Genomic DNA, 21292 nt, shown 5'->3' on the forward strand with positions numbered 1-21292 from the left:
AAGAACAATGTTTGCCTCAACCCGTTCCCTGTAGCAGCTGGCGAAGCCTGCGTCCGGCTGCGCAGCAGTCGTAAAACTTGAATGCGGGGCCTTCCTGACATGCCGCATTGTCTGTCTTGGCGACTGCTGCGCAGTCGGACGCAGGCTTCGCCAGCTGCTACAGGGATCGTGTTGGGCTTACAGACTTAGAACGAAGTGGCAAACACCACTTGGCTGTAGACGTTCTGGTCGTTGTTGCCCAGCTGGGTGCCACCCTGTTCGGCGCTCTTGTCCGGCTGGTAGATACCAACCAGCGGCATCACCGTCAGGTGGTCGTTGACGTGCCATTCGGCGTACAGGTCGACTTCGTGGCCATCGGTGTTGCCGAGGTTGCGGGAGAGGGTGTCGTAGTTGAAATACATCACGCCGACGTTGAGGTTCTCCAGTGGCGAAACCTTCATGGAAACGTTCTGGATGCGCGAGTTGCTGTTGAACGGCCCGGCATAGTTACCGGCCACTTCACCCTGGAACCAGGTGCCGTAACCGCGACTGAAACCGTAGAACAACGTGTCGTAATTTTCCGAAAAACGGCTGTAGCGGTAGCTGACATACGGCGTCCAGAGGGCGTCGGAAAAGGTCCAGCCCGCTTCCAGGTACCAGGCGTCTTCGTTGCCGGTGTGCGGTTTGTCCTGCTCGGCGTATTCACCGGACAGGAACAGGTTTTTCACCCCGGCATTGCCGGTCGCGCGCAGGCTGTAGGTCTTCATGCCGTCGCGTTCAGCTTGCAACGGGGACGCGAATTGCTCGTCGACATCGGTGGTGTCGATGTAGGTCAGGCCGACGGTGCCGGCTTCGGCCACGTGCTCAAGGGTGCCGACGTACATTTCGGTCTTGGCCTGGGCGCGGTTATCCGACTTCAACCACATCAGGTCGCTGCGCCAGCCTTGCTTGCCACCGAGGCGCAGCACGGCGGTTTCGTCGAAGGCTTTACGCGCGGCCAGGTAGTAGGCGCCGCCGCGATTGAACTCACCGTCGGCCAGACCTTTGCCGATGTTCAGCGCGTCGCCATCAATCAGGAAACCATCGCCGACCACGATGTTCTGGCGACCGAAGGACAGGTCGACGCCGTCATCACCCATCGCTTCAAACAACTTGCCCGAGCGCCAGCCGAGGTAGGCGTCTTCGAACTTGGTGGTGCGTTCCGAGCCGTCGGTGAAACCGGCGGCATCGCCATCACCCCAAGTGCCGGAGCTGAGCATGTTGCCGGCGCCGTAAGCGGTGCCGACACCGCCCAGGGCCTGGTCGAAGCTCAGGCCGTATTTGATGTAGCCCTCTTGCCATGAAGAAGAGCCTTCACTGAGACGACCCGACAGCGCGTAGTTTTCCTGGCTGTGGAACGCGCCGAAGACGGCTTCCAGGGTGGCGTTCAAATGACTGTCGTCATCGGCATAGAGTTCGTAGGCATGGGCCTGGGTGGCGCTGATCATCAGCGCGAGCGTCGAAAGACGAAGCAAGGGGGACTTGAGCATGGTGTGGCATCCATTCTTGTTCATGACCACAGGGTTGAGGTCTGTTTCGATACTAAGGCGAGGAACTTTTTCGGCCTTTTGTGTGGTTGCCAAAGAGTTGCCTGTGCTTGCCAAAAAGCGTGGTTTGGCAGCCCGGCCAACACGACTGGCACGCAGGGCAAAACCTGTGCGTGAGTCAGCGCTGACAATCCGTTTCAACCCTGCTGTTGCTTCCCCCACGGATTTTCAAGGTCGCTTCTTATGTTCACTTCACACAAATGCTCGCTCATTGGTTTGCTGACACTGGCGCTGGCGCAAACCGTCGTGGCCGCCGACTGCGCGCCGGATCAAGCCCATGGCGCCCAGGTGTTCGCCAATGAGTGCGGGGTTTGCCACTCGGTGAGCAAGGGCATGGCCGGCATGATGGGGCCGAACCTGTCGGGCGTGGTCGGACGCAAATCCGGCTCGCTCGAAGGCTTCAGCTACTCCCAGGCCATGCGCAGCAAGGACGTGACCTGGCAAGCCGAAACCATCAGCCAACTGATCACCCAACCCCAGGCCTATGTGCCCGGGACCTACATGCCCTACATGGGGCTGGCCTCCGCCGATGATCGCCAGGCGGTCGTTTGCTATCTCAAAGAACAACGCTAATCAGCCGGACTTCCAGGCTGAACCACACGTTTGAATGACAGGTGAATTATGAGCAACGTTGAAATTCTGCCGCAGGTTGCTGCCTTCCTTGAACGCCGCCATGGCTGCTTCATTGACGGCCAATGGGTGTTGGCCGACGGCCCGCAAATCGCCGTGGTCAACCCGGCCACCGGGCAAACCCTTTGCGAAACCCTGGACGCGCCGCTGGAAATCGTCGAGCAAGCCGTGCAGTCGTCGCACAAGGCGTTCAAATCCGGCGTCTGGTCGGCACTGCGCCCGGCGGACCGCGAACGCATCCTGCTGAACTTCACCGCACTGGTTGAGGCCCACGCCGAAGAACTGGCGCAGCTGGAGACCCTGAGCCAGGGCAAGTCGATCAACATGGCCCGCGCGCTGGACTTGAACGCCACCGTGGAATTCATGCGCTACATGTCGGGTTGGGCGACCAAGATTGAAGGCCAGACCTTTGACGTGTCGATCCCGCTGCCACCGGGCGCCAAGTTCACCGCGTTCACCAAGCGTGAGCCAGTGGGTGTGGTGGTCGGGATTGTGCCGTGGAACTTCCCGCTGCTGATCGCGGCCTGGAAGCTGATGCCCGCGCTGGCCACCGGTTGCACGGTGATCATCAAGCCGGCAATGGAAACCCCGCTGACCGCCATGCGCCTGGCCGAATTGGCCCTTGAAGCAGGCATCCCGGCCGGCGTGTTCAACGTCGTCACCGGTGGCGGCGCTTCGGTGGGCGGTGTGCTGACGGCGCATCCGCTGGTGAGCAAAGTGTCGTTCACCGGTTCCACTGCGGTGGGCAAAAGCGTTGGCGTGGCGTGCATGGAAAACATGACGCGCTTCTCGCTGGAACTGGGCGGCAAAAACCCGATGATCGTGCTCGCTGATGCCGACATCGAAAAAGCCGTGCAAGGCGCGATCCTCGGTGGCCTGCTGAACAACGGCCAAGTGTGCGCGGCAGCTTCGCGCTTCTATGTGCACCGCTCGATCCACGATCAATTCGTCGAAGCGCTCGCCGCAGCGGTATCGGCCATGCCGATCGGCGCGGGCATGAACTGCAATGCCGCGATCAACCCGTTGGTGTCGCGCAAGCAACAACAAAGCGTGCTCAAGCACATCGAACTGGCTCGTCGTGAAGGCGCGCGCGTGGTGTCGGGCGGGGAGTTGGTGGAAGGCGAGGGCTTCTACGTGCAGCCGACCATTCTGGCCGACATCGACCACAGCATGGCCGTGGCCCGTGAAGAAGTGTTCGGCCCGGTGCTGGGCGTGATGCCATTCGACGACGAAGACGCCGTGATCGCGCTGGCCAACGACAACCGCTACGGCCTGGCCGCCAGCCTGTGGACCAATGACCTGGGTAAAGCGATGAACCTAGTGCCGCGTATCGAGGCCGGTACGGTGTGGGTCAACGCCCACGTGCTGCTCGACCCGGCGATGCCGTTTGGTGGGGTCAAGCAATCGGGCATGGGCCGTGAGTTCGGTCGTGCGGTGATTGAGGCGTATACCGAGCTGAAGTCGGTGTGTATTGCGCACTGATTGAGTGATTGGCAACGGCCCCTGCAATGGGGGCCGTTGGTTTGACTGACTGGCGGCGACGTTGGCGACGTAGTATCCATTGCTTCCGGTTAATAGGAAGCATTACTATTCGCGCCTCCGTCCCCACAGCACACCGCAATGACCCCCAAGCTGCCCCGCAGACACGGCTTTTTCGAGCATTACGAAGAGTTGGTTGGCACCTGGACCCGTCGCCTGAGAAATCGTCAGCAGGCCGAGGACCTGGCCCACGACACCTTTGTGCGGGTGCTTGAGTCCGATTCGGCGGTGGTGGAGCAACCCCGGGCCTATTTGCACCAGACCGCACGCAATATCGCGGTGGATGGTTATCGGCGTGAGGATCGGCGGGGCGCCATGGAGTCGCAGGCGAATGATCACAGTGTGTCGTCGTCCGGCGACCCGGAGCATTTCATGCAGGCGGTTCAGTTGGCTGATTCCATCGAACGGGCGCTCACCGAGTTGCCGATCAACTGCCGCAAAATATTCGTGTGGCAGAAGATCGAAGGCCTGACCCAGGCTGAAATCGCCGAACGCCTGGGCCTGTCCAAGAACATGGTGGAAAAGTATATGATCCGCACCCTGCGGCATCTGCGCGACCGCCTCGACGGACTGTACCCATGACTGGCCGCGCATTCTCATCCCCAGCCAAACAGGAACTTCCATGATGGATACTCGTGATTGTGCGTGTGGGCAAACAATCGTTCGCGACGAGGCGGCTCGCTGGTTTGTGCGTTTGCAGGAGCCGGCCGTGGACGACGAAGAGGTCCAACGCTTTGAAGCCTGGCTGAGCGAACATCCTCAACACTGCGACGAATTCAAGATTCTTCAGGGCTTGTGGACGGCTGCAGATAGGCTGCCGGTCAAACGCCTGCAAGCCTTGTGCGAAACCCCATCGACCCGCCGCAAACGCCAGCCATTGGTGCGTTATGCCGTGGCGGCCAGCATCGTCGCGGTAGCACTGGGGCTGGGATTGTTCAGCGGTTTGAATCATCCGCCAGCGTATACGGCTGAATATTCCACGGCGCTGGGCGAGCGGCGTCATGTGGCCTTGCCGGACGGTTCGGTGATCGACATGAACAGCCGCAGCCGCGTGCAGGTGCGCTATGAAAAGAATCGTCGGGCCATCGAATTGACGGAAGGCGAGGCCATGTTCAGCGTCGAACATGACACCAGCCGGCCGTTTGTGGTCGACGCTGGCAACGGCAAGGTCACGGTCACCGGTACGCGTTTCGATGTACGTCGCGACCCCACGCAAACCCGGGTGGCGGTGGAGCAGGGCACGGTCAAGGTTCAGGGGCAGGGCGCTGATTTCATCACCGTCACTGCCGGCCTCGGTACCCGCATCGATGCGCAAGGGGTGGTCGCAGCCGCCTATGCGATCAATCCCGAGGAACTGACCGCATGGCGCAGCGGCAAACTGGTGTTCAACAACGCCAGCCTCAGCGAGGTGGCTGCCGAAGTGTCGCGCTACCGGGCCAAACCCCTCACGGTCGGCAACGATAAAGTGGGCAATTTGCGCCTGACCAGCGTGTTCAAATCCGACAACACCGATGCACTGCTCAAGGCCTTGCCGAGCATCCTGCCGGTGGCCGTGCGCACCCTCGATGACGGCAGTCAGGAAATAATTTCCAATTAATTTCCAAACCGATTCAGGTTTTTTTCGAGTTCATCGTCTTCTTGTCCAACTGCAACTGGTTTGCATTAACAGACGCACACTCTTGCGATTCTCAGGACACTGTTCGACGTGAAGAAAACCACCGCTAAAAACAACAATTCCCCTTGGCTGCGGCTCGCGCTTGCCCTGGCCATCAGCTCGGCGCTGCCTCAGGCATTCGCCGCTGACGCGATCCGCATTCCGGCCCAGCCGTTGGGCGAGGCCTTGAGTGAACTGGGTCAGCAAACCTCGCTGCAGGTTTTTTTCAGTCCGGAACTGGTGGCCGGCAAAACAGCCCCGGCGGTAGACGGCAACTTCTCGCCTGAAGAAGCCTTGCGCCAATTGCTGCAAGGCAGCGGTCTGCAATACCAGATCGATGAAGGCTCGGTCACGCTGATGCCAGCACCGACTTCCGCCGCCAATGGCCCGATCGAACTGGGCGTGACCGACATCAACGTGGTCGGCGACTGGCTTGATAATGCCGATGCAGCCCTGGTGCAGAACCACCCTGGCGCGCGGACGGTGGTGCGCCGCGAAGCGATGATCGAGCAGGGCGCGATGAACGTTGGCGACGTGCTCAAACGCGTTCCCGGCGTGCAAGTGCAGGACGCCAACGGCACCGGCGGCAGCGATATTTCCCTGAACGTCGGCGTGCGCGGCCTGACCTCGCGCCTGTCGCCACGCTCTACCGTGCTGATCGACGGCGTCCCCGCCGCGTTCGCCCCCTATGGCCAGCCGCAACTGTCGATGGCGCCGATTTCCTCAGGCAACCTCGACAGCATCGACGTGGTACGCGGCGCCGGTTCGGTACGTTACGGGCCACAGAACGTCGGTGGCGTGATCAACTTCGTCACCCGCGCCATCCCGGAAAAGGCCACTGGTGAAATCGGCACCACCCTGGAAACGTCCCAGTACGGTGGCTGGAAACACATCGACACCGCGTTCCTCGGCGGCACGGCGGACAACGGCATCGGCATGGCGCTGTTGTATTCCGGCGTCAACGGCAACGGTTACCGCGAAAGCAACAACGGCAACGACATCGACGACGTGATCCTCAAGACCCATTGGGCACCCACCGATGTCGACGATTTCAGCCTCAATTTTCATTACTACGACGCCAGCGCCGACATGCCCGGCGGTCTGACCCAGGCGCAGTACGACGCCGATCCGTTCCAGTCCGACCGTGACCACGACAACTTCAGCGGCCGGCGTAAAGACGTGTCCTTTCGCTGGGCGCGGCAGATCGACGACCGCACCCAGGCCGAAGTGCTGACGTACTACACCGACAGTTTTCGGGGCAGCAACATCGCCGCCCGCGACCAGAAAACCCTCAGCTCGTACCCGCGCACTTACTACACGTACGGCATCGAGCCACGGGTGTCCCATGTGTTTGATGTGGGCCCGACCACTCAGGAAGTCAGCGTCGGCTATCGCTACCTGAAGGAAGCCATGCACGAAGAATCGAGCCGCGTGGCGTTGGTGAACAATCAGCCGGTGATCACCAAGACCTCCGATGGCCACGTGTTCCAGGACCGTACCGGTGGCACCGAAGCCAACTCGGTGTATGTCGACAACAAGATTGATGTCGGCAACTGGACCGTGACCCCGGGTATTCGCTTTGAACACATCAGCACTGACTGGCACGACCGCGCCGTGCTCGACACCGCCGGCAAGCGTGTACCGGCGAAAAGCCGCAGCATCGAGAGCAACGAGCCGCTGCCGGCCCTGAGCGTGATGTATCACATGTCCGAAGCGTGGAAGCTGTTCGCCAACTACGAAACGTCGTTCGGCAGCCTGCAATATTTCCAGCTCGGCCAGGGTGGCATTGGCGACAACCCGGCCAATGGCCTGGAGCCGGAAAAGGCCAAGACCTACGAAATCGGTACGCGCTACAACGATGACGTGTGGGGCGGCGAAGTGACGCTGTTCTACATCGACTTCGACGACGAACTGCAATACATCAGCAACGATGTGGGTTGGACCAACCTCGGCGCGACCAAGCACCAGGGCATTGAAACGTCGGTGCATTACGACATGGCGGCGCTGAACCCGATGCTGGAAGGCCTGACAGCCAACGCCGGTTTTACTTACACCCGCGCGACGTATGAGGGTGAGATTCCGGGCTTCAAGGGCCGTGACCTGCCGTTCTATTCGCGCCAGGTGGCCACCGCCGGGTTGCGTTACGACATCAATCGCTGGACTTACAACCTCGATGCGTTTGCCCAGTCCAAGCAGCGCTCGCCGGGTACAGGCGTGAACGCCGATGGCAGTTTCAACGGCAATTACATCACCGAAGGGACTGCGGACGGCCAGTTCGGCGACATTCCGGGTTACGTGACCTGGAACGCGCGCGGCGGGTATGACTTCGGTGCGCAGTTGTCAAATCTGAAACTGGCGGCGGGGGTGAAAAACATCTTCGACAAGCAGTACTTCACTCGCTCCAGCGACAACAACTCGGGGATGTATGTCGGCGCGCCGCGCACGTTCTTTGTGCAGGCCAGCGTCGGCTTCTGATAGAGCGAGGTGACTTCATCGTCGGAACGCCGCCCGGACCAAGCCCGCTCCTACAGGTTTTGTGAACGACACAAAACAAATGTGGGAGCGGGCTTGCCCGCGATTGCTGTTTCAGGCTCTCAACACTTTCCCGCCAATCGCCACCGCCACCAGCAGCAATGCCATCAAGCCGAAGGCAAAACTCAAGCTGCTGCCATGGGCGATAAATCCGATCACGGCCGGGCCGGCGAGGATGCCTGCATAGCCCAACGTAGTGATGGCCGGCACGGCAATGTGTTCGGGCATGACCGTTTGTTTACCGACGGCGGTGTACAGCACCGGCACAATGTTGGAACACCCCGCGCCCAATAACGCATAACCGGCCAGCGCTGCCTCCCAGGCCGGTGCGAACGTGGCCAACGCCAGGCCCATCGCGGCTGTCAGCCCGCCAAACACAATTACCCGCGTCGAACCCAGGCGTCGGACAATCCGGTCACCGGTCAAGCGCCCGGCCGTCATGGTCAGTGCAAATGCCGCATACCCAAGTCCCGCATACGCGGTATCGATCCCGCGTTCCTGCGCCAGAAATACCGCACTCCAGTCGAGCGCCGCGCCTTCGGCCAGGAACACGATGAAGCACATCCCGCCAATAAACAGCACGATGCCATGGGGCACGGCAAACGCAGGCCCTGTGCTTTCGCTGCCATAGGGCAACAGGTGGGGAGCCGCCTTGAGCAACGCCAGTACCAGCACCACAATGACCACGGCCATCGCGCCCAGCGGTGAAAACCCAAGGCCAAGCAGGCCACTGACACCGGCCGCGCCAACAATCCCGCCCAGGCTGAACATCCCGTGAAACCCCGACATCATGTTCTTGCCGCTGGCCCGCTCGACAATCACCGCTTGCAGGTTGACGGTCGAATCCACCGTGCCGAGACCGGCGCCGAACATGAATAACGCGGCGATCAACCCCGGTATGGACGACACCGTCGCCAGCAGCGGCAATGCCACACAAATCAACAGCGTTCCCCCAGTCGCCACTCGCCGGCAACCGAAGCGCGCGGCCAGCAACCCGGCCATCGGCATCGCCAGAATCGAACCGACCCCCAGGCTCAACAGCAACAAACCGAGTGTCCCTTCTTCAAGCCCGGCCCGTGCCTTGGCGTAAGGCACCAGCGGCGCCCAGGCGGCGATGCCGAGACCGGCGATGAAGAACGCGATGCGCGTGGACATCTGCTCCAGACGGCCGGGAACCAGCGGGGTTTGGGTGTGAAGGTTGGTCATATCAATCCTTGGCAAAAAACGTCGCGTCCCCAAAGGACACCGACTGACCCGCGGGGTTCGGTCAGTGTCCGCAGCGGTTCGCGGTCAGGCAGGTCCACATCCTTGCACAGCCAGCGGTTGTTTCGCGATATCGTCGACACTTTGATTGCTCAGGCAGGAGGCGACATGGCGGGGATGTACGATGCGCGAGGCAATATTTATATCGTCGTGGCGCCTGACGCCGTGCGCGCAAGCGGTATCGAATTACCTGAACAGGCCGACCTTGCCGCGCAAACCCGTGAGAAATGGGGACTGTCGGCCATCGAGACGTTCTGCGCCTGGGCGCCCGGCTCTCAGCCACCCGGCAGCAAAGATCACAGCAGCGACGGTTTGCTGGTCGGGCCGTTTCAATCGGCGCCACCTTATGACCTGCTGATCGTCAACACCGACGGCACACTGGCCGAACGCAGTGGCAATGGGCTGACGATCTTTTCCCAGTCACTGAGCGAGCAAGGCTTGATGCCGAAGGAGGGTGCCTGCCTGCTGCGGGTTCATCACGACAAGGCTGACGCGGTTTCGCCGGTTGAAACGACCGTCATACCGGCCGAGGTCGAGGGCGTGCACGGGTTCTGGCTGGATTTGGGCAAACCGTCGTTCGGGCCGCAAGCCGTGGGTGCGCAGGGGATTGAAGGCGAGTTGTTGAAGGGGTGTGATGTCAGCCATGTGGCGCCATTGGCCGCGCTCGAACCGGCGTGGAGCCGCAGCCAGTTTGTGCGCATCGGCAATCCTCATTGCGTGACGCTGGTGGCGGACGCTGCCGCGTTGCCGAGTAATGAGCAGATGCGTGAAGCACCGTTGGCGCAAGGACTGCTGCGCATTGCGTATGCCTTGCCGACCGGGGCAGGGGCGCCGTGTCCGGCGGGGGTGAACCTGCAATGGGCGATGCTTGAATCTGAAGGCCGGGTGGTTGCGAGGGTGTTTGAGCGCGGGGAAGGGCCGACGGCGTCATCGGGCACCAGTGCCAGTGCGGTGGCGTGCGCGGCGTGGTCGGTCGGTTGGGTGGCGGCGGGGGCCGTGAGCGTCGTCATGCCAGGGGGCACGGCGCCGATTTTGTTGGAAGAATCAGCAGGGGAATTGAGTCGGGTCAGGCTGTTTGGTACGGCTCGGTTGATGGGTTGAATTCAAGATTGCTATCGCGGGCAAGCCACGCTCCTACATTTGGAATGCATACCACTGTGGGAGCGTGGCTTGCCCGCGATGAGGCCATCAACGTCGACGCAGTTTTCAGCTCAGACCACTGAACTCGACCACGGGCATCGTCCGCTTCATCAGCAACTTGCCCCCGCGAACCGAATACAGCGGCAGGCCCTGACTGCGAATCACCTCATAATCGCTGTCCGCCGACAGCACCAGCAAGTTCGCCGGCCGCCCGGCTTCCAGGCCATAACGATCGCCGAGGTTCATCGCCCTGGCGCTGTTGTCGGTGACCAGGTCCAGTGCGCTTTGCAGGTTGCGATACCCGAGCATATGGCAGATGTGCAGCCCCGCTTCGAGCACCCGCAGGATGTTGCCATTGCCCAGCGGATACCACGGGTCAACGATCGAGTCCTGGCCGAAACACACGTTCATCCCCGCTTCGAGCAACTCGTTGACCCGTGTCACGCCACGGCGTTTCGGAAAGGTGTCGAAGCGTCCTTGCAGGTGAATGCTTTCGGTCGGGCAGGAGACAAAACTGATCCCCGAATGCCCGAGCAGGCGAAACAGCTTGGCGCAGTAAGCGTTGTCGTAAGAGCCCATCGCCGTGGTGTGGCTGGCGGTGACCCGCGAGCCCATGTCGCGACTGCGGGCTTCTTCGGCCAGCACTTCGAGGAAACGTGAATGCGGGTCGTCGGTTTCGTCGCAGTGCACGTCCACCAGGCAGCCAGTGCGTTCGGCCAGGTCCATCAGGAACTTCACTGAGCTGACGCCCTGATCGCGGGTGTACTCGAAGTGCGGAATGCCACCGACCACATCGGCGCCCATGCGGATCGCTTCTTCCATCAACTCGCGGCCATTGCGGTAGGACTCGATGCCTTCCTGCGGGAACGCGACGATTTGCATGTCGATCAGGTGACGGCTTTGCTCGCGCACCTCGAGCATGGCCTTGAGCGCGGTGAGTTGCGGGTCGGTGACGTCGACGTGGGTGCGCACATGCTGAATGCCGTGGGCGGCGAGGGTCTGGATGGTTTTTGTGGCGCGGGTCCTGGTGTCTTCCTCGGTGATCGTGACCTTGCGCTCGCCCCAGCACTCGATGCCTTCGAACAGTGTGCCGCTCATGTTCCAGCGCGGCTCGCCGGCGGTCAGGGTGGCGTCGAGGTGAATGTGCGGCTCGACGAAGGGAGGCACCACCAGGTTGCCGCCGGCGTCCAGATCGTCGGGCCCCAGGGTCGGGGCTTCGGTCTGGCGGGCAATGGTACGGATCAGGCCGTTTTCCAGGTGCAACTCATGCAGGCCTTCTTGGTTGCGCAGGCGGGCGTTGATGATGTGCATGAGGTGAGTCCTTTGGGTTGATGACTCTAAATTAGCGCGGCAGTGGCGATCCTTGCTAGTGCCGCGTGACGAAACACAACACTGCTCTTGTAGGAGTGAGCCGGCTCACTCCTACAGGGGGATTGTGGGGTCATTGCGCCAGGGGCAAGAATTTCAGCAATGCGGCGACAATCGCTTCCGGCACATCTTCCTGAACCAGATGCCCGGCATTGGGGATCGGGTGAAATTGCGAGCCAGCAATCATCTGGTGCAAGGCCCGTCCTCGCTCGATGGGGATCCACTGGTCATCCTCGCCCCACAGAATCTGCACCGGGCATCGAATGGTCGGGTACAACCCTTCGACCTCGCGGGTATAGCGTTCGTCCATCTGCGCAATCTGCCGGTAAAACGCCGCTTGCCCCGGATCACCCAGCCACGGTTGCACGTAAGGCGCGAGTTCTTCATCGGTCATGTCGCGTTTGATCGCCCCGCGAATGTAGGCCGGCACGATGGCCTGCTGAATGTAATCGGGTACGCCACTGAACGCCGCTTCATGCTGACGCACATGCTGCACGAACGGCGAACCCCAGGGCGACAGCGCTACCGGGTCGATCAGCGTGAGGCTGCGGTAATCCTTGCCGTTCAACAGATGCGCGCGCAGGGCCGTGGCGCCACCGAAATCGTGGGCCACCACGTCTGGCCGTTCGATTGCCCAGTGATCGAGCAAATGCGCCAGCAACTCGTTCTGCACGCCCAGCGACACGTCACCGTCGACCTTCTCGGATTGGCCATAACCCAGCAGGTCAAAGTAATGCACGCGGTGTGTGGCGATGAAGTGCGGGGCGATCCGGTGCCACACATAAGAAGAGAAGGGGGTGCCGTGTACGAACACCAGCGGTGGGCCGTCGCCGTGAACGGCGTAGTGAATCCGGTGCCCATTGAAGCGGTATTGGCGGTCCAGCAACCAGTCAGCCATGTGCCTGTCCTCTTGGCGGGGGCGAACCCGAAAAGCATAGGCATAAAAAAACCACCGCTGAGGGTGGTTTGATCATTCACTGACGAAACGCAGTTCCAATGTGGGAGCGGGCTTGCTCGCGAAAGCGATGTGTCAGTCAAAATTATCGTTATCTGTCACACCGCCTTCGCGAGCAAGCCCGCTCCCACAAGGGGATTTGTGTCGGTCTTTAGGGCGGGTTACTCGCCGTGATAGATGCAGCCGCTGGTGCACGTCTCGTGGATACGGATCGCGCTCAGTTCCGGCAGCAGGGGCTTCAATTCATTCCAGATGAATTTGGCCAGGACTTCACTGGTCGGGTTTTCCAGACCGGGAATGTCGTTCAGGTAGTTGTGGTCCAGACGCTCGTAGAGTGGCTTGAAGATCGCCTTGATTTCCGAGAAGTCACGGATCCAGCCGGTGTGCGGGTCGATGTCGCCGCTCAAGTGGATCGCCACTTTGAACGAGTGACCGTGCAGGCGACCGCACTTGTGGCCTTCCGGTACGTGAGGCAGGCGGTGGGCGGATTCGAACGTAAACTCTTTGAAGATTTCCACAGTGATTTGAGCTCTGTCAGGTGGCGATCGCCGCGGCGATGTGGGCAGGTGGCGAGTTTAACAGAGCTCTGGGCAAAACACTGACTAAAGGGTCAGCAAGCGCTCGCCGAGGCGACCATTGGCGGCCAGTTCGAGGAACTCATCACCGAGGCGACGGCTTTCATCCATCGCGGCACGCCAATATTTCTGCCGGCCCGGCGCGTCGCCCATGAAACGCTTGAAATCGTTACGGTCCGGCAGTTTGCCGTAGGGCAAGCGCGCCAGATAATCCTTCGACGGCGCCAGTAGCAGAACATCTTGCAACCGCGCGGGGCAGGCACGGCGCCACGGCAACGTCTTGTCGAACCAGCCGGGAATCACCCGGTCGGTGAAGTGCGGGTACAGCACGATGTCGTTGCCGCTGTAGGGCAGATCAAGGTGGTAATCCAGCAAGCCGCCATCGCGGAACGTCCCCTTGCCGGCCCCTGGCAAATCGCGCACGCCTTCCATCACCATCGGGATCGAGCCCGACGCGAGCAAGGCCTGGCGCAGGTTGCCGGCGTTCAATGCGACAAAGCGCGACGGGAAGTCATTCAGTGCATTGACCGGCGGGGCCAGGCGCGGGTCGTGGATGATCAGCCGTTCGAAATGCCGCGACAGCCGCGCGCGAGCACGCAAGTTGTCGGCGATCACTGAGCCGAGCGCCAACCCGAGCCGGCCACGATGATCGTCGGCCAGGCGTCCGTGGCTTTTGACCACCATGATGTTCAGCCGGTAATGGGCGTTGCTCAGGATCGAGGCGTCGCGGCCGTCGAGCAATTCATCGAGCATGCGCCGGGAACTCTGGCTGATCTGCGCCATGGTCACGCCCTTGGCAAAGTTTTGCTCGGTGTACAAGTGACCGAGGCGCCGGATGCCTTCGGCGGCATCCGGCAGGCACGCGCTGGCGAAGCGCCAGGAACCGACCGAGGCGCCAATCAGCGAACGCTCCCGAGGCGCGGCCGGCAGCCATTCGCCAAACAACGCCAGGTCCAGACCTTGAATCCCCAGGGCCTTGGGGCCACCGGCGGCACCCGGCAGCGTGCCGACATCGGCGGCGCTCAAGCCGTTTTCACGGATACGCGCCATGGCACGCGGGCCGGCCTTGAGGGTCAGGGAGGGGAACTTGATGTGGATAGCGGTCATACCGGTCTCGATTGTTGGCAAGCGCAAGATTATAAGCAGTTCAGGCAACACCACCCATCCACTGTGGGAGCGAGCTTGCTCGCGATTGCGGTCTCAAATTCACCACTGATGGTGACTGATACACCGCTATCGCGAGCAAGCTCGCTCCCACAGGGTTTGTGCAGATCTGCAATTTCGTGGTGTGTTGTTCCAATGATGGCCATTCAGTTTCAATTAAGTTCAGCTCGCTAAGGTGTCCGGTGCTGCAACACATAAAAACCCGGAGACACCCATGAACACCCAGACTGCCCTGTTCTGCGCCTCGATCATCGCCATGACCGCCAGCCTCGCCCACGCTCGCGACCTGGGCCCCGACGAAGCCCTGAGGCTGCGTGACGCTGGTACCATTGTGTCTTTCGAGAAGCTCAACGCCACGGCGCTGGCCAAACACCCCGGTTCGACCGTTACCCAGACCGAACTGGAAGACGCGTATGGCAAGTACATTTATCAGGTTGAGCTGCGCGACCCACAGGGCATCGAGTGGGAACTGGAATTAGACGCTGTCAGTGGCCAGGTTCTCAAGGATCATCAGGATACGTAATGAAGGTGTTTTCATTTTCACGCATGGCGCTGGTGCTTCTGGCGTTTTGTTCGGTGGCCCTGGCCCGCGACCTTGATCAGGACGAAGCCCTGCGCCTGCGTCAACAGGGTGTGATTCTGCCGCTGGAGCAACTGCTGCAGCAGGCACTGGATCGCTACCCCGGCTCGAAATTGCTGGAAGCCGAGCTTGAAGAAAAACACGACGTCTACATTTATGAAGTCGAACTGCTGACCGCCGAAGGTGTGGTCCGCGAACTGGACATCGACGCCACCACCGGGCGTTTACTCAAAGACAAGGAAGACTGATCGATGCGATTGCTGCTGGTGGAAGACCACGTGCCGCTGGCCGACGAATTACTCGCCGGCCTCATTCGCCAGGGTTACGCCGTGGACTGGCTGGCCGACGGTCGCGATGCGGTGTATCAGGGCAGCAGCGAGCCCTATGACCTGATTATTCTCGACCTCGGCCTGCCCGGTTTGCCGGGGCTTGAGGTGTTGGAGCAATGGCGCACCGGCGGCTTGTCGACGCCGGTGCTGATCCTCACCGCGCGCGGGTCCTGGGCCGAACGCATTGAAGGCCTCAAGGCCGGTGCCGACGATTACCTGACCAAGCCGTTCCACCCTGAAGAACTGCACCTGCGGGTCCAGGCGCTGCTGCGTCGCTCCCACGGTCAGGCCAATCAACCGACGCTCAAGGCCGCCGGGCTGCACCTGGACGAAGGCCGCCAGTGCGTGACTCGCGACGGTGCCGACATTCAGCTCACAGCCGCCGAGTTTCGCCTGCTGCGCTATTTCATGCTGCACCCCGAACAGATCCTTTCCAAAAGCCACCTCGCCGAACACCTCTACGACGGTGAAACCGAGCGCGACTCCAACGTGCTGGAAGTTCACGTCAACCACCTGCGGCGCAAGCTGGGGCGCAGTGTGATCGAAACCCGTCGCGGTCAGGGTTACGTGTTCGGCGGGGCGGCTCAGTGAAGTCGATTCAGCGCAGCTTGAGCCTGGGCCTGATCAGCGTCATGGTCGTTGTCGGCCTGGTGCTGGCTCAAACCAGTTTGTGGTTGTTCGAAATGGGCTTGCAGCGTTACCTCGAAGCGGGGCTGCGCAATGACAGTGAAAACCTGCTGTTGGCGCTGGTACGCGGGCCGCAAGGGTTGCAACTGGAGGAGCGGCACCTGTCGCCAGCCTACCAACGACCGTTTTCCGGGCACTACTTTCGCATCGATTTCGACGATACCCACTGGCGCTCCCGTTCGCTGTGGGATCAGGAACTGCCCATGCTTGAACATCCGGGCCTGCACAGCAACTTGCAGCTGGGGCCCGAAGGCCAGCAGTTGCTCGTGTTGCGGTCAGACTATCGGCGCCTTGGCCAATCGATTTCCATCAGCGTCGCTCAGGACTACACCCCGGTGCGCGAGAGTTTCAAGCGCATGCAGCAGGTGGGGCTTGGCCTGGGATTGGCCGGGCTGCTGCTGATTTTGCTGCTGCAACGCTTCACTGTGCGCCGCGCCTTGCGCCCGCTGGAGCAGGCCCGCGAACAGATCGCCCAGTTGCAGCAGGGCCAGCGTTCGCAACTGGATGATCAAGTGCCGGTGGAGTTGGAGCCGCTGGTGGCGCAAATCAACCATTTGCTCGCGCACACCGAAGACAGCCTCAAGCGTTCGCGCAACGCCTTGGGCAACCTCGGTCACGCCTTGAAAACCCCGCTGGCGGTGTTGTTGAGCCTGGCGTCCAGCGACAAACTCGACGCTCATCCAGCGTTGCGCAAGCTCCTCAAGGAGCAGTTGGAACAGGTGCAGCAACGCCTAAATCGCGAACTCAACCGCGCCCGATTGGCTGGCGACGCGCTGCCGGGGGCATTGTTTGATTGCGATGAAGAACTGCCGGGGTTGTTGGCGACACTGAACATGATTCATGGCGAGCACCTGGCGCTCAGCTACCGCGCGCCGACGGGCTTGCAGCTGCCGAGGGATCGCGAGGACCTGCTCGAACTGCTCGGTAACCTGCTGGACAACGCCTGTAAATGGGCGGATGCCGAGGTTCGCTTGAGTGTGGCCGAGACGCAGGATGGGTTTGAACTGAGCGTCGAAGATGACGGGCCGGGGATTCCCGAAGACCAGCGCGAGCAGGTGCTCAATCGCGGCACGCGACTGGATGAACAAACGGATGGCCACGGGTTGGGGCTGGGGATTGTGCGCGACATCGTCGACACGTGGGGCGGGGTGATGCGATTGGAGGAGAGCGAGTGGGGCGGGTTGAAGGCCGTGATCGGACTCCCCAAACGCTGACCCAATCCAAAGCCAACCCCTGATCAAATGTGGGAGCGGGCTTGCTCGCGAATGCGGTGTGTCAGATAACAGAGATGTCGTCTGATACACCGCATTCGCGAGCAAGCCCGCTCCCACATTTTGATCTTCAGCGGACACAATAACTGCGTTAAACGCGGAACTGATCCATCAAGCTCTGCTGCTGATTCGCCAGGCTGTTCAGCGATTGGCTCACCCGTGCCGATTCGTTGGCCTGCCCCGACAACGATTCCGTCACGTCCCGAATGGTCGCCACGTTGTTGTTGATCTCCTCGGCCACCGCGCTCTGCTCTTCCGCTGCCGACGCAATCTGCAGGTTCATGTCGCTGATCACCGTCACCGCATCACCAATCTGGCGCAGCGCGGTCACCGCCTGGCTGACTTGATCGACACTGCCCTGGGCCTGGCGATGGCTGTTGTTCATCGAACCGACCACGTCCTGGGTGCCGCTCTGCAATTGCTCGATCACCAGGCGGGTTTCTTCGACCGACTCTTGCGTGCGTCGCGCCAGGTTGCGCACTTCATCGGCGACCACGGCAAAACCGCGCCCGGCTTCACCCGCACGGGCAGCTTCGATGGCGGCATTGAGGGCCAGCAGGTTGGTCTGCTCGGCAATCGCGCGAATCACTTCCAGTACCGAACCGATTTTCTCGCTGTTCGCCGCCAGACCCTCGACTTGCACCATGGCGGCGCTCATGTCGGCGGCCAGACGGTCGATGCTGGTGGTGGTCTGGTCGATCACGGTCAACCCGCGACGGGTCGCCTGGTCCGCATCTTTGGCGGCTTGTGCCGCTTGCGCAGCGCTGCGGGCAACGTCCTGGGCGGTGGCGCTCATTTCGTGGGACGCGGTGGCGACCTGATCGACCTGGCGGTATTGCTGCTCCATGCCGGCGCTGGTCTGGGTGGCAATGGCCGATGATTGGTCTGCGGTGCTGCGTGCGTCCTGCACCGAGCGTTTTACCTCGGCAATGATCGGTTGCAGCTTGTCGAGAAAACGGTTGAACCAGCCGGCCAACTGGCCCAACTCATCCTTTTTGTCGTAGGCCAGGCGCCGGGTCAGGTCACCTTCGCCGCTGGCAATGTCTTCGAGCATGTGCGCCACGCCGAGGATCGGATTGGTCACGCTGCGGGCCATCAGCCACACCAGCATCAGGCCAATCAACGCGGCCAGCACGCCGAGGCTGAGCTCCATCAGGGTGCCGGAGGTGTTGCTTTCATCGAGTTGTTTTTTTAGCGCTTCGGCTCGGCCGACCAGGACTTTTTCCGGCACGTCCAGCAGCACGCCCCAGGATTTACCCCCGGGAATCGGCTGGAATGGCGACAACACTTTCAACTGATGATCGTTGTGCAGGCTTTCGGTTTTGCTGCTGCTGGCAAGCATGCGAATCAGCTCGGCACCATTGGCTTTGTCCACGGTGTCCAGGCGCTGGCTGAGTTTGCTGGCGTCGGCGCTGTAGCCGGCGAGCAAACCGACCGGGCTGAGGATGCTGACATTGGTCTGGCCATCGTAGAGCTTTTTGCTCGCGCCCTGACTCATGGCTTGCAGGCTGTTGAGGTTGATGTCCACCGACAGCGAGGCGATGACCTTGCCGTTGACCATCAGCGGGAAAACGATGCTGGTCATCAGCACGTTCTGGCCGTCGATCACGTAGAAGTACGGTTCGATCACGCACGGTTTGAGCGAGGTGCGCGGGCAGGTGAACCAGGCGTTGGCCGGTTCGCCGCTGGGGCCGGTGCTGGTGTCGGCCATGTCACTTTCCGGCAATGCCATGGAGGTGACCTTGCCCGGTGTCGGTTGCGACCAGTACAGGGCAAAACGGCCCTTGTCGTTGCTGCCCAGTTCCGCCTGACCGGTGAACAGTTCGTCCTTGCCGTCCAGTGCGTTGGCTTCGAACACCAGCGACAGGCCGAGCAGTTCCGGGTTGGCTTGCAGCGCCGACTTGACCTGGCGAGTCAGGTCTTCACGCAGGTCGAAGGCGTCCAGAAAACGCTTTTCTGCCTGATCGCGCAGGAACAACACCTGACGCGAGAAGCCGTGGCCATATTGATAGGCATCCATGAACTGCTGACGAATCAGCAGCGCCTGGTTTTCACCCTGGGATTCGATCCGTGCCTGGGCGGCTTCGGTGAGCATCTCCATGCTTGAGGCTTTCACCATCTCGGAGCTGTGCTCCATGCGATACAGCGAAAGACCCACCAACAGGGTCACGATGCCGGCCAGGCAGAGCCCGGCCAACAGGGTGATTTTCCATTGAATGGAAAGTTGTCTTAGCGACATGGAGACGTCCTTTATTCGATAAATATCTGAGACTTTGCACTGTAGCGGCCGTGATTTGGCTTTCTTTATCCATGCGCTCAAATAAGAAACGAAACAAAACTTGTAGCAGCTGGCGAAGCCTGCGTCGGCCGGTCCGCGCTCGGGCGTAGCAGCCGTAAACCCTGTGATCTCGGTTCATTTGATTCACCGCGCTGCCTGATTTCACGACTGCTGCGCCCGAGCGCGGACCGGCCGACGCAGCCTTCGGCAGCTGCTACAGGGACGGTGTTCACTTTGACAAGGCGCCGGTGCTGCGGCACAGTGCGCGCCCTCTAATAAAACCCATTCTTAACTTCGCTGGCGGCTCTTCGCAGACTGCCGGCTGAGCTCATTTCGCTTGCCCAGAGGTAACGATGATTAATGCTGTAATTGCCGCGGTCGGCATCATGCTGATCCTCAGTCTGTCGCGCGTGCACGTGGTCATCGCGCTGATCGTCGGCGCGCTGGTGGGTGGTTTGACCGGCGGCCTGGGCATCGACGCCACGCTCAAAGCCTTTAATAGTGGCCTCGGTGGCGGCGCAACAGTCGCGTTGTCGTATGCCTTGCTCGGTGCGTTCGCGGTGGCGATTGCCAAGTCCGGCATGGCCCATGCCCTGGCGGACAAGGCCCTGGCGATGGTTGATCGCCAGCACGCCAGCGGTGGGGGGCAAGTCAAGTGGCTGCTGATCGGTTTGCTGTGGGTGGTGGCCATCGCCTCGCAAAACATTCTGCCGATACATATCGCGTTTATCCCGTTGCTGGTGCCGCCGCTTTTATATGTGCTGACCAAGCTGCAACTGGATCGCCGGTTGATTGCCTGCGTCATGACCTTCGGTTTGATCACCCCGTACATGTTCCTGCCGGTGGGCTTCGGCAACATCTTCCTCAACGAGATTCTGCTGGCCAACGTCGCCCGCAGCGGCGTGGACATCAGCGGCATCAACGTCACCCACGCCATGGGTATTCCGGCACTGGGCATGGTGTTCGGCCTGGCGGTGGCGTTTTTCAGCTACCGCAAGAAACGCGTCTACGACCTGGAGAAAATCGAGCAAGTCGAACAGGTCGCGGTGCAGTACAACCCGCTGAGCCTGATGGTCGCGGGCGTCGCCATCGTGGCGGCCTTCATTATTCAGTTGCTGCTGGACTCGATGATCATCGGCGCGCTGGCCGGGTTCCTGATTTTCTCGGTGTCGGGCATTGTGAAATGGCGTGAAACCGACGACCTGTTCACCGAAGGCATGAAGATGATGGCGATGATCGGCTTCATCATGATCGCCGCGTCCGGGTTCGCCGAAGTAATGAAAGCCACCGGTCAGGTGCAGACGCTGGTGGAATCCTCGGCCTCGTGGATCAACCACAGCAAAGGCATCGGCGCACTGTTGATGCTGTTGGTGGGGTTGCTGGTGACCATGGGCATTGGTTCGTCGTTCTCCACCGTGCCGATCCTGGCGGCGATATTCGTGCCGTTGTGCGTGCAACTCGGTTTCAGCCCGTTGGCGATCGTGTGCATCGTCGGCACGGCCGGCGCCCTGGGTGACGCCGGTTCGCCGGCCTCCGACTCGACCCTGGGCCCGACCTCGGGTTTGAACATCGACGGCCAGCACCATCACATCTGGGACACCGTGGTCCCGACCTTCCTGCACTACAACCTGCCGCTGCTGGCGTTCGGCTGGGCGGCGGCGATGATTCTCTAACCTGGCCCACCCTGTAGGAGCACGGCTTGCCGGCGATGGCGTCCTTGAAATCGCCATCGCCGGCAAGCCGTGCTCCTACAGTTTTTTGT

Annotated in this window: 18 protein-coding genes and 1 pseudogene; 11 read left to right on the forward strand and 8 right to left on the reverse strand. The window is 61.1% G+C overall.

Annotated elements, in window-relative coordinates; genetic code table 11:
• Nucleotides 1-185 precede the first annotated feature (185 nt).
• Nucleotides 186-1508: a hypothetical protein gene (locus BMS17_RS21870; protein WP_077431741.1), complete on the reverse strand. Its 1323-nt coding sequence runs from the start codon at nucleotides 1506-1508 to the stop codon at nucleotides 186-188.
• Between the two features lie 240 nt (nucleotides 1509-1748).
• Here BMS17_RS21870 and BMS17_RS21875 point away from each other — a divergent pair, with 240 nt between their 5' ends.
• From BMS17_RS21875 to BMS17_RS21895, 5 genes are all read left to right on the forward strand, one after another.
• Nucleotides 1749-2138 (forward strand): cytochrome c family protein, encoded by a 390-nt coding sequence (locus BMS17_RS21875; protein WP_077431742.1) that lies wholly within the window; start codon nucleotides 1749-1751, stop codon nucleotides 2136-2138.
• Between the two features lie 48 nt (nucleotides 2139-2186).
• The gene (locus BMS17_RS21880) at nucleotides 2187-3677 is read left to right on the forward strand and encodes an aldehyde dehydrogenase family protein (RefSeq protein ID WP_046032724.1); all 1491 of its coding nucleotides are present in this window, start codon (nucleotides 2187-2189) and stop codon (nucleotides 3675-3677) included.
• A 138-nt stretch (nucleotides 3678-3815) separates the two neighbouring features.
• Nucleotides 3816-4316: a sigma-70 family RNA polymerase sigma factor gene (locus BMS17_RS21885; protein ID WP_046032725.1), complete on the forward strand. Its 501-nt coding sequence runs from the start codon at nucleotides 3816-3818 to the stop codon at nucleotides 4314-4316.
• A 40-nt stretch (nucleotides 4317-4356) separates the two neighbouring features.
• On the forward strand, nucleotides 4357-5331 hold the full coding sequence (locus BMS17_RS21890) for a FecR family protein (RefSeq protein ID WP_077431743.1): 975 nt from the start codon (nucleotides 4357-4359) through the stop codon (nucleotides 5329-5331).
• A gap of 108 nt (nucleotides 5332-5439) precedes the next feature.
• Nucleotides 5440-7863, forward strand: coding sequence for a TonB-dependent receptor (locus tag BMS17_RS21895; RefSeq protein ID WP_077431744.1), 2424 nt, complete (start codon nucleotides 5440-5442; stop codon nucleotides 7861-7863).
• Between the two features lie 111 nt (nucleotides 7864-7974).
• Here the strand turns inward: BMS17_RS21895 and BMS17_RS21900 are convergent, their stop codons facing one another.
• The gene (locus BMS17_RS21900; RefSeq protein WP_046032728.1) at nucleotides 7975-9126 is read right to left on the reverse strand and encodes an MFS transporter; all 1152 of its coding nucleotides are present in this window, start codon (nucleotides 9124-9126) and stop codon (nucleotides 7975-7977) included.
• A gap of 165 nt (nucleotides 9127-9291) precedes the next feature.
• Here BMS17_RS21900 and BMS17_RS21905 point away from each other — a divergent pair, with 165 nt between their 5' ends.
• Entirely contained in the window at nucleotides 9292-10284 is a 993-nt protein-coding gene (locus tag BMS17_RS21905) for a DeoR family transcriptional regulator (RefSeq protein WP_046032729.1), read from the forward strand.
• Nucleotides 10285-10389: 105 nt separating this feature from the next.
• On the opposite strand, the gene codA is transcribed toward BMS17_RS21905, so the two are convergent.
• The 4 genes from codA to BMS17_RS21925 all read right to left on the reverse strand — a co-directional run bounded on the left by codA (nucleotide 10390) and on the right by BMS17_RS21925 (nucleotide 14328).
• The gene (codA, locus tag BMS17_RS21910) at nucleotides 10390-11634 is read right to left on the reverse strand and encodes a cytosine deaminase (protein WP_046032730.1); all 1245 of its coding nucleotides are present in this window, start codon (nucleotides 11632-11634) and stop codon (nucleotides 10390-10392) included.
• A 130-nt stretch (nucleotides 11635-11764) separates the two neighbouring features.
• Nucleotides 11765-12589, reverse strand: a complete 825-nt coding sequence (locus BMS17_RS21915; protein WP_046032731.1) for an alpha/beta fold hydrolase — start codon at nucleotides 12587-12589, stop codon at nucleotides 11765-11767.
• 218 nt (nucleotides 12590-12807) lie between these two features.
• Nucleotides 12808-13164, reverse strand: coding sequence for a 6-carboxytetrahydropterin synthase QueD (queD, locus tag BMS17_RS21920; RefSeq protein ID WP_077431745.1), 357 nt, complete (start codon nucleotides 13162-13164; stop codon nucleotides 12808-12810).
• An 84-nt stretch (nucleotides 13165-13248) separates the two neighbouring features.
• Nucleotides 13249-14328, reverse strand: a complete 1080-nt coding sequence (locus BMS17_RS21925) for a patatin-like phospholipase family protein (protein ID WP_077431746.1) — start codon at nucleotides 14326-14328, stop codon at nucleotides 13249-13251.
• Nucleotides 14329-14599: 271 nt separating this feature from the next.
• On the opposite strand from BMS17_RS21925, the gene BMS17_RS21930 reads away from it, so the two are divergent.
• Genes BMS17_RS21930 through BMS17_RS21945 form a run of 4 tightly spaced genes read left to right on the forward strand, consistent with a single transcriptional unit; the run spans nucleotide 14600 to nucleotide 17195 of the window.
• A complete protein-coding gene (locus BMS17_RS21930; RefSeq protein WP_046032734.1) occupies nucleotides 14600-14908 on the forward strand; it encodes a PepSY domain-containing protein in 309 nt (102 codons plus the stop codon).
• Nucleotides 14908-15213, forward strand: coding sequence for a PepSY domain-containing protein (locus tag BMS17_RS21935; RefSeq protein WP_046032735.1), 306 nt, complete (start codon nucleotides 14908-14910; stop codon nucleotides 15211-15213). Before BMS17_RS21930 ends, BMS17_RS21935 begins: the two co-directional genes overlap by 1 nt.
• A 3-nt stretch (nucleotides 15214-15216) precedes the next feature.
• Entirely contained in the window at nucleotides 15217-15885 is a 669-nt protein-coding gene (locus tag BMS17_RS21940) for a response regulator transcription factor (protein WP_046032736.1), read from the forward strand.
• Nucleotides 15882-17195 carry a sensor histidine kinase gene (locus BMS17_RS21945; protein ID WP_077431747.1) on the forward strand — a complete coding sequence of 438 codons (1314 nt, stop codon included), beginning with the start codon at nucleotides 15882-15884 and terminating at the stop codon, nucleotides 17193-17195. Before BMS17_RS21940 ends, BMS17_RS21945 begins: the two co-directional genes overlap by 4 nt.
• Before the next feature lie 148 nt (nucleotides 17196-17343).
• On the opposite strand, the gene BMS17_RS31015 is transcribed toward BMS17_RS21945, so the two are convergent.
• On the reverse strand, nucleotides 17344-18099 hold the full coding sequence (locus BMS17_RS31015) for a methyl-accepting chemotaxis protein (RefSeq protein WP_371916734.1): 756 nt from the start codon (nucleotides 18097-18099) through the stop codon (nucleotides 17344-17346).
• A 102-nt stretch (nucleotides 18100-18201) separates the two neighbouring features.
• Nucleotides 18202-19491 (reverse strand): annotated as a pseudogene (locus BMS17_RS31020) (HAMP domain-containing protein); the annotation flags it as partial.
• A 395-nt stretch (nucleotides 19492-19886) separates the two neighbouring features.
• Here BMS17_RS31020 and BMS17_RS21955 point away from each other — a divergent pair.
• Nucleotides 19887-21203 (forward strand): Na+/H+ antiporter family protein, encoded by a 1317-nt coding sequence (locus BMS17_RS21955; protein ID WP_175649046.1) that lies wholly within the window; start codon nucleotides 19887-19889, stop codon nucleotides 21201-21203.
• The last annotated feature ends 89 nt before the right edge of the window (nucleotides 21204-21292 follow it).

Origin of the sequence: Pseudomonas sp. C9 (genome assembly GCF_002000165.1) — a bacterium.
Taxonomy (GTDB): Bacteria; Pseudomonadota; Gammaproteobacteria; order Pseudomonadales; family Pseudomonadaceae; genus Aquipseudomonas.

What these genes read in the sequence shown, in the direction of transcription:
- BMS17_RS21905 (WP_046032729.1), top strand. Translation starts at nt 9,292, where the DNA reads ATGGCGGGGATGTACGATGCGCGAGGCAATATTTATATCGTCGTGGCG.
- BMS17_RS21880 (WP_046032724.1), top strand. Translation starts at nt 2,187, where the DNA reads ATGAGCAACGTTGAAATTCTGCCGCAGGTTGCTGCCTTCCTTGAACGC.
- BMS17_RS21915 (WP_046032731.1), bottom strand. Translation starts at nt 12,589, where the DNA reads ATGGCTGACTGGTTGCTGGACCGCCAATACCGCTTCAATGGGCACCGG.
- BMS17_RS31015 (WP_371916734.1), bottom strand. Translation starts at nt 18,099, where the DNA reads ATGGAGCAGCAATACCGCCAGGTCGATCAGGTCGCCACCGCGTCCCAC.
- BMS17_RS21890 (WP_077431743.1), top strand. Translation starts at nt 4,357, where the DNA reads ATGATGGATACTCGTGATTGTGCGTGTGGGCAAACAATCGTTCGCGAC.
- BMS17_RS21870 (WP_077431741.1), bottom strand. Translation starts at nt 1,508, where the DNA reads ATGCTCAAGTCCCCCTTGCTTCGTCTTTCGACGCTCGCGCTGATGATC.
- BMS17_RS21940 (WP_046032736.1), top strand. Translation starts at nt 15,217, where the DNA reads ATGCGATTGCTGCTGGTGGAAGACCACGTGCCGCTGGCCGACGAATTA.
- BMS17_RS21935 (WP_046032735.1), top strand. Translation starts at nt 14,908, where the DNA reads ATGAAGGTGTTTTCATTTTCACGCATGGCGCTGGTGCTTCTGGCGTTT.
- BMS17_RS21885 (WP_046032725.1), top strand. Translation starts at nt 3,816, where the DNA reads ATGACCCCCAAGCTGCCCCGCAGACACGGCTTTTTCGAGCATTACGAA.
- BMS17_RS21930 (WP_046032734.1), top strand. Translation starts at nt 14,600, where the DNA reads ATGAACACCCAGACTGCCCTGTTCTGCGCCTCGATCATCGCCATGACC.
- BMS17_RS21875 (WP_077431742.1), top strand. Translation starts at nt 1,749, where the DNA reads ATGTTCACTTCACACAAATGCTCGCTCATTGGTTTGCTGACACTGGCG.
- BMS17_RS21925 (WP_077431746.1), bottom strand. Translation starts at nt 14,328, where the DNA reads ATGACCGCTATCCACATCAAGTTCCCCTCCCTGACCCTCAAGGCCGGC.
- BMS17_RS21900 (WP_046032728.1), bottom strand. Translation starts at nt 9,126, where the DNA reads ATGACCAACCTTCACACCCAAACCCCGCTGGTTCCCGGCCGTCTGGAG.
- codA (WP_046032730.1), bottom strand. Translation starts at nt 11,634, where the DNA reads ATGCACATCATCAACGCCCGCCTGCGCAACCAAGAAGGCCTGCATGAG.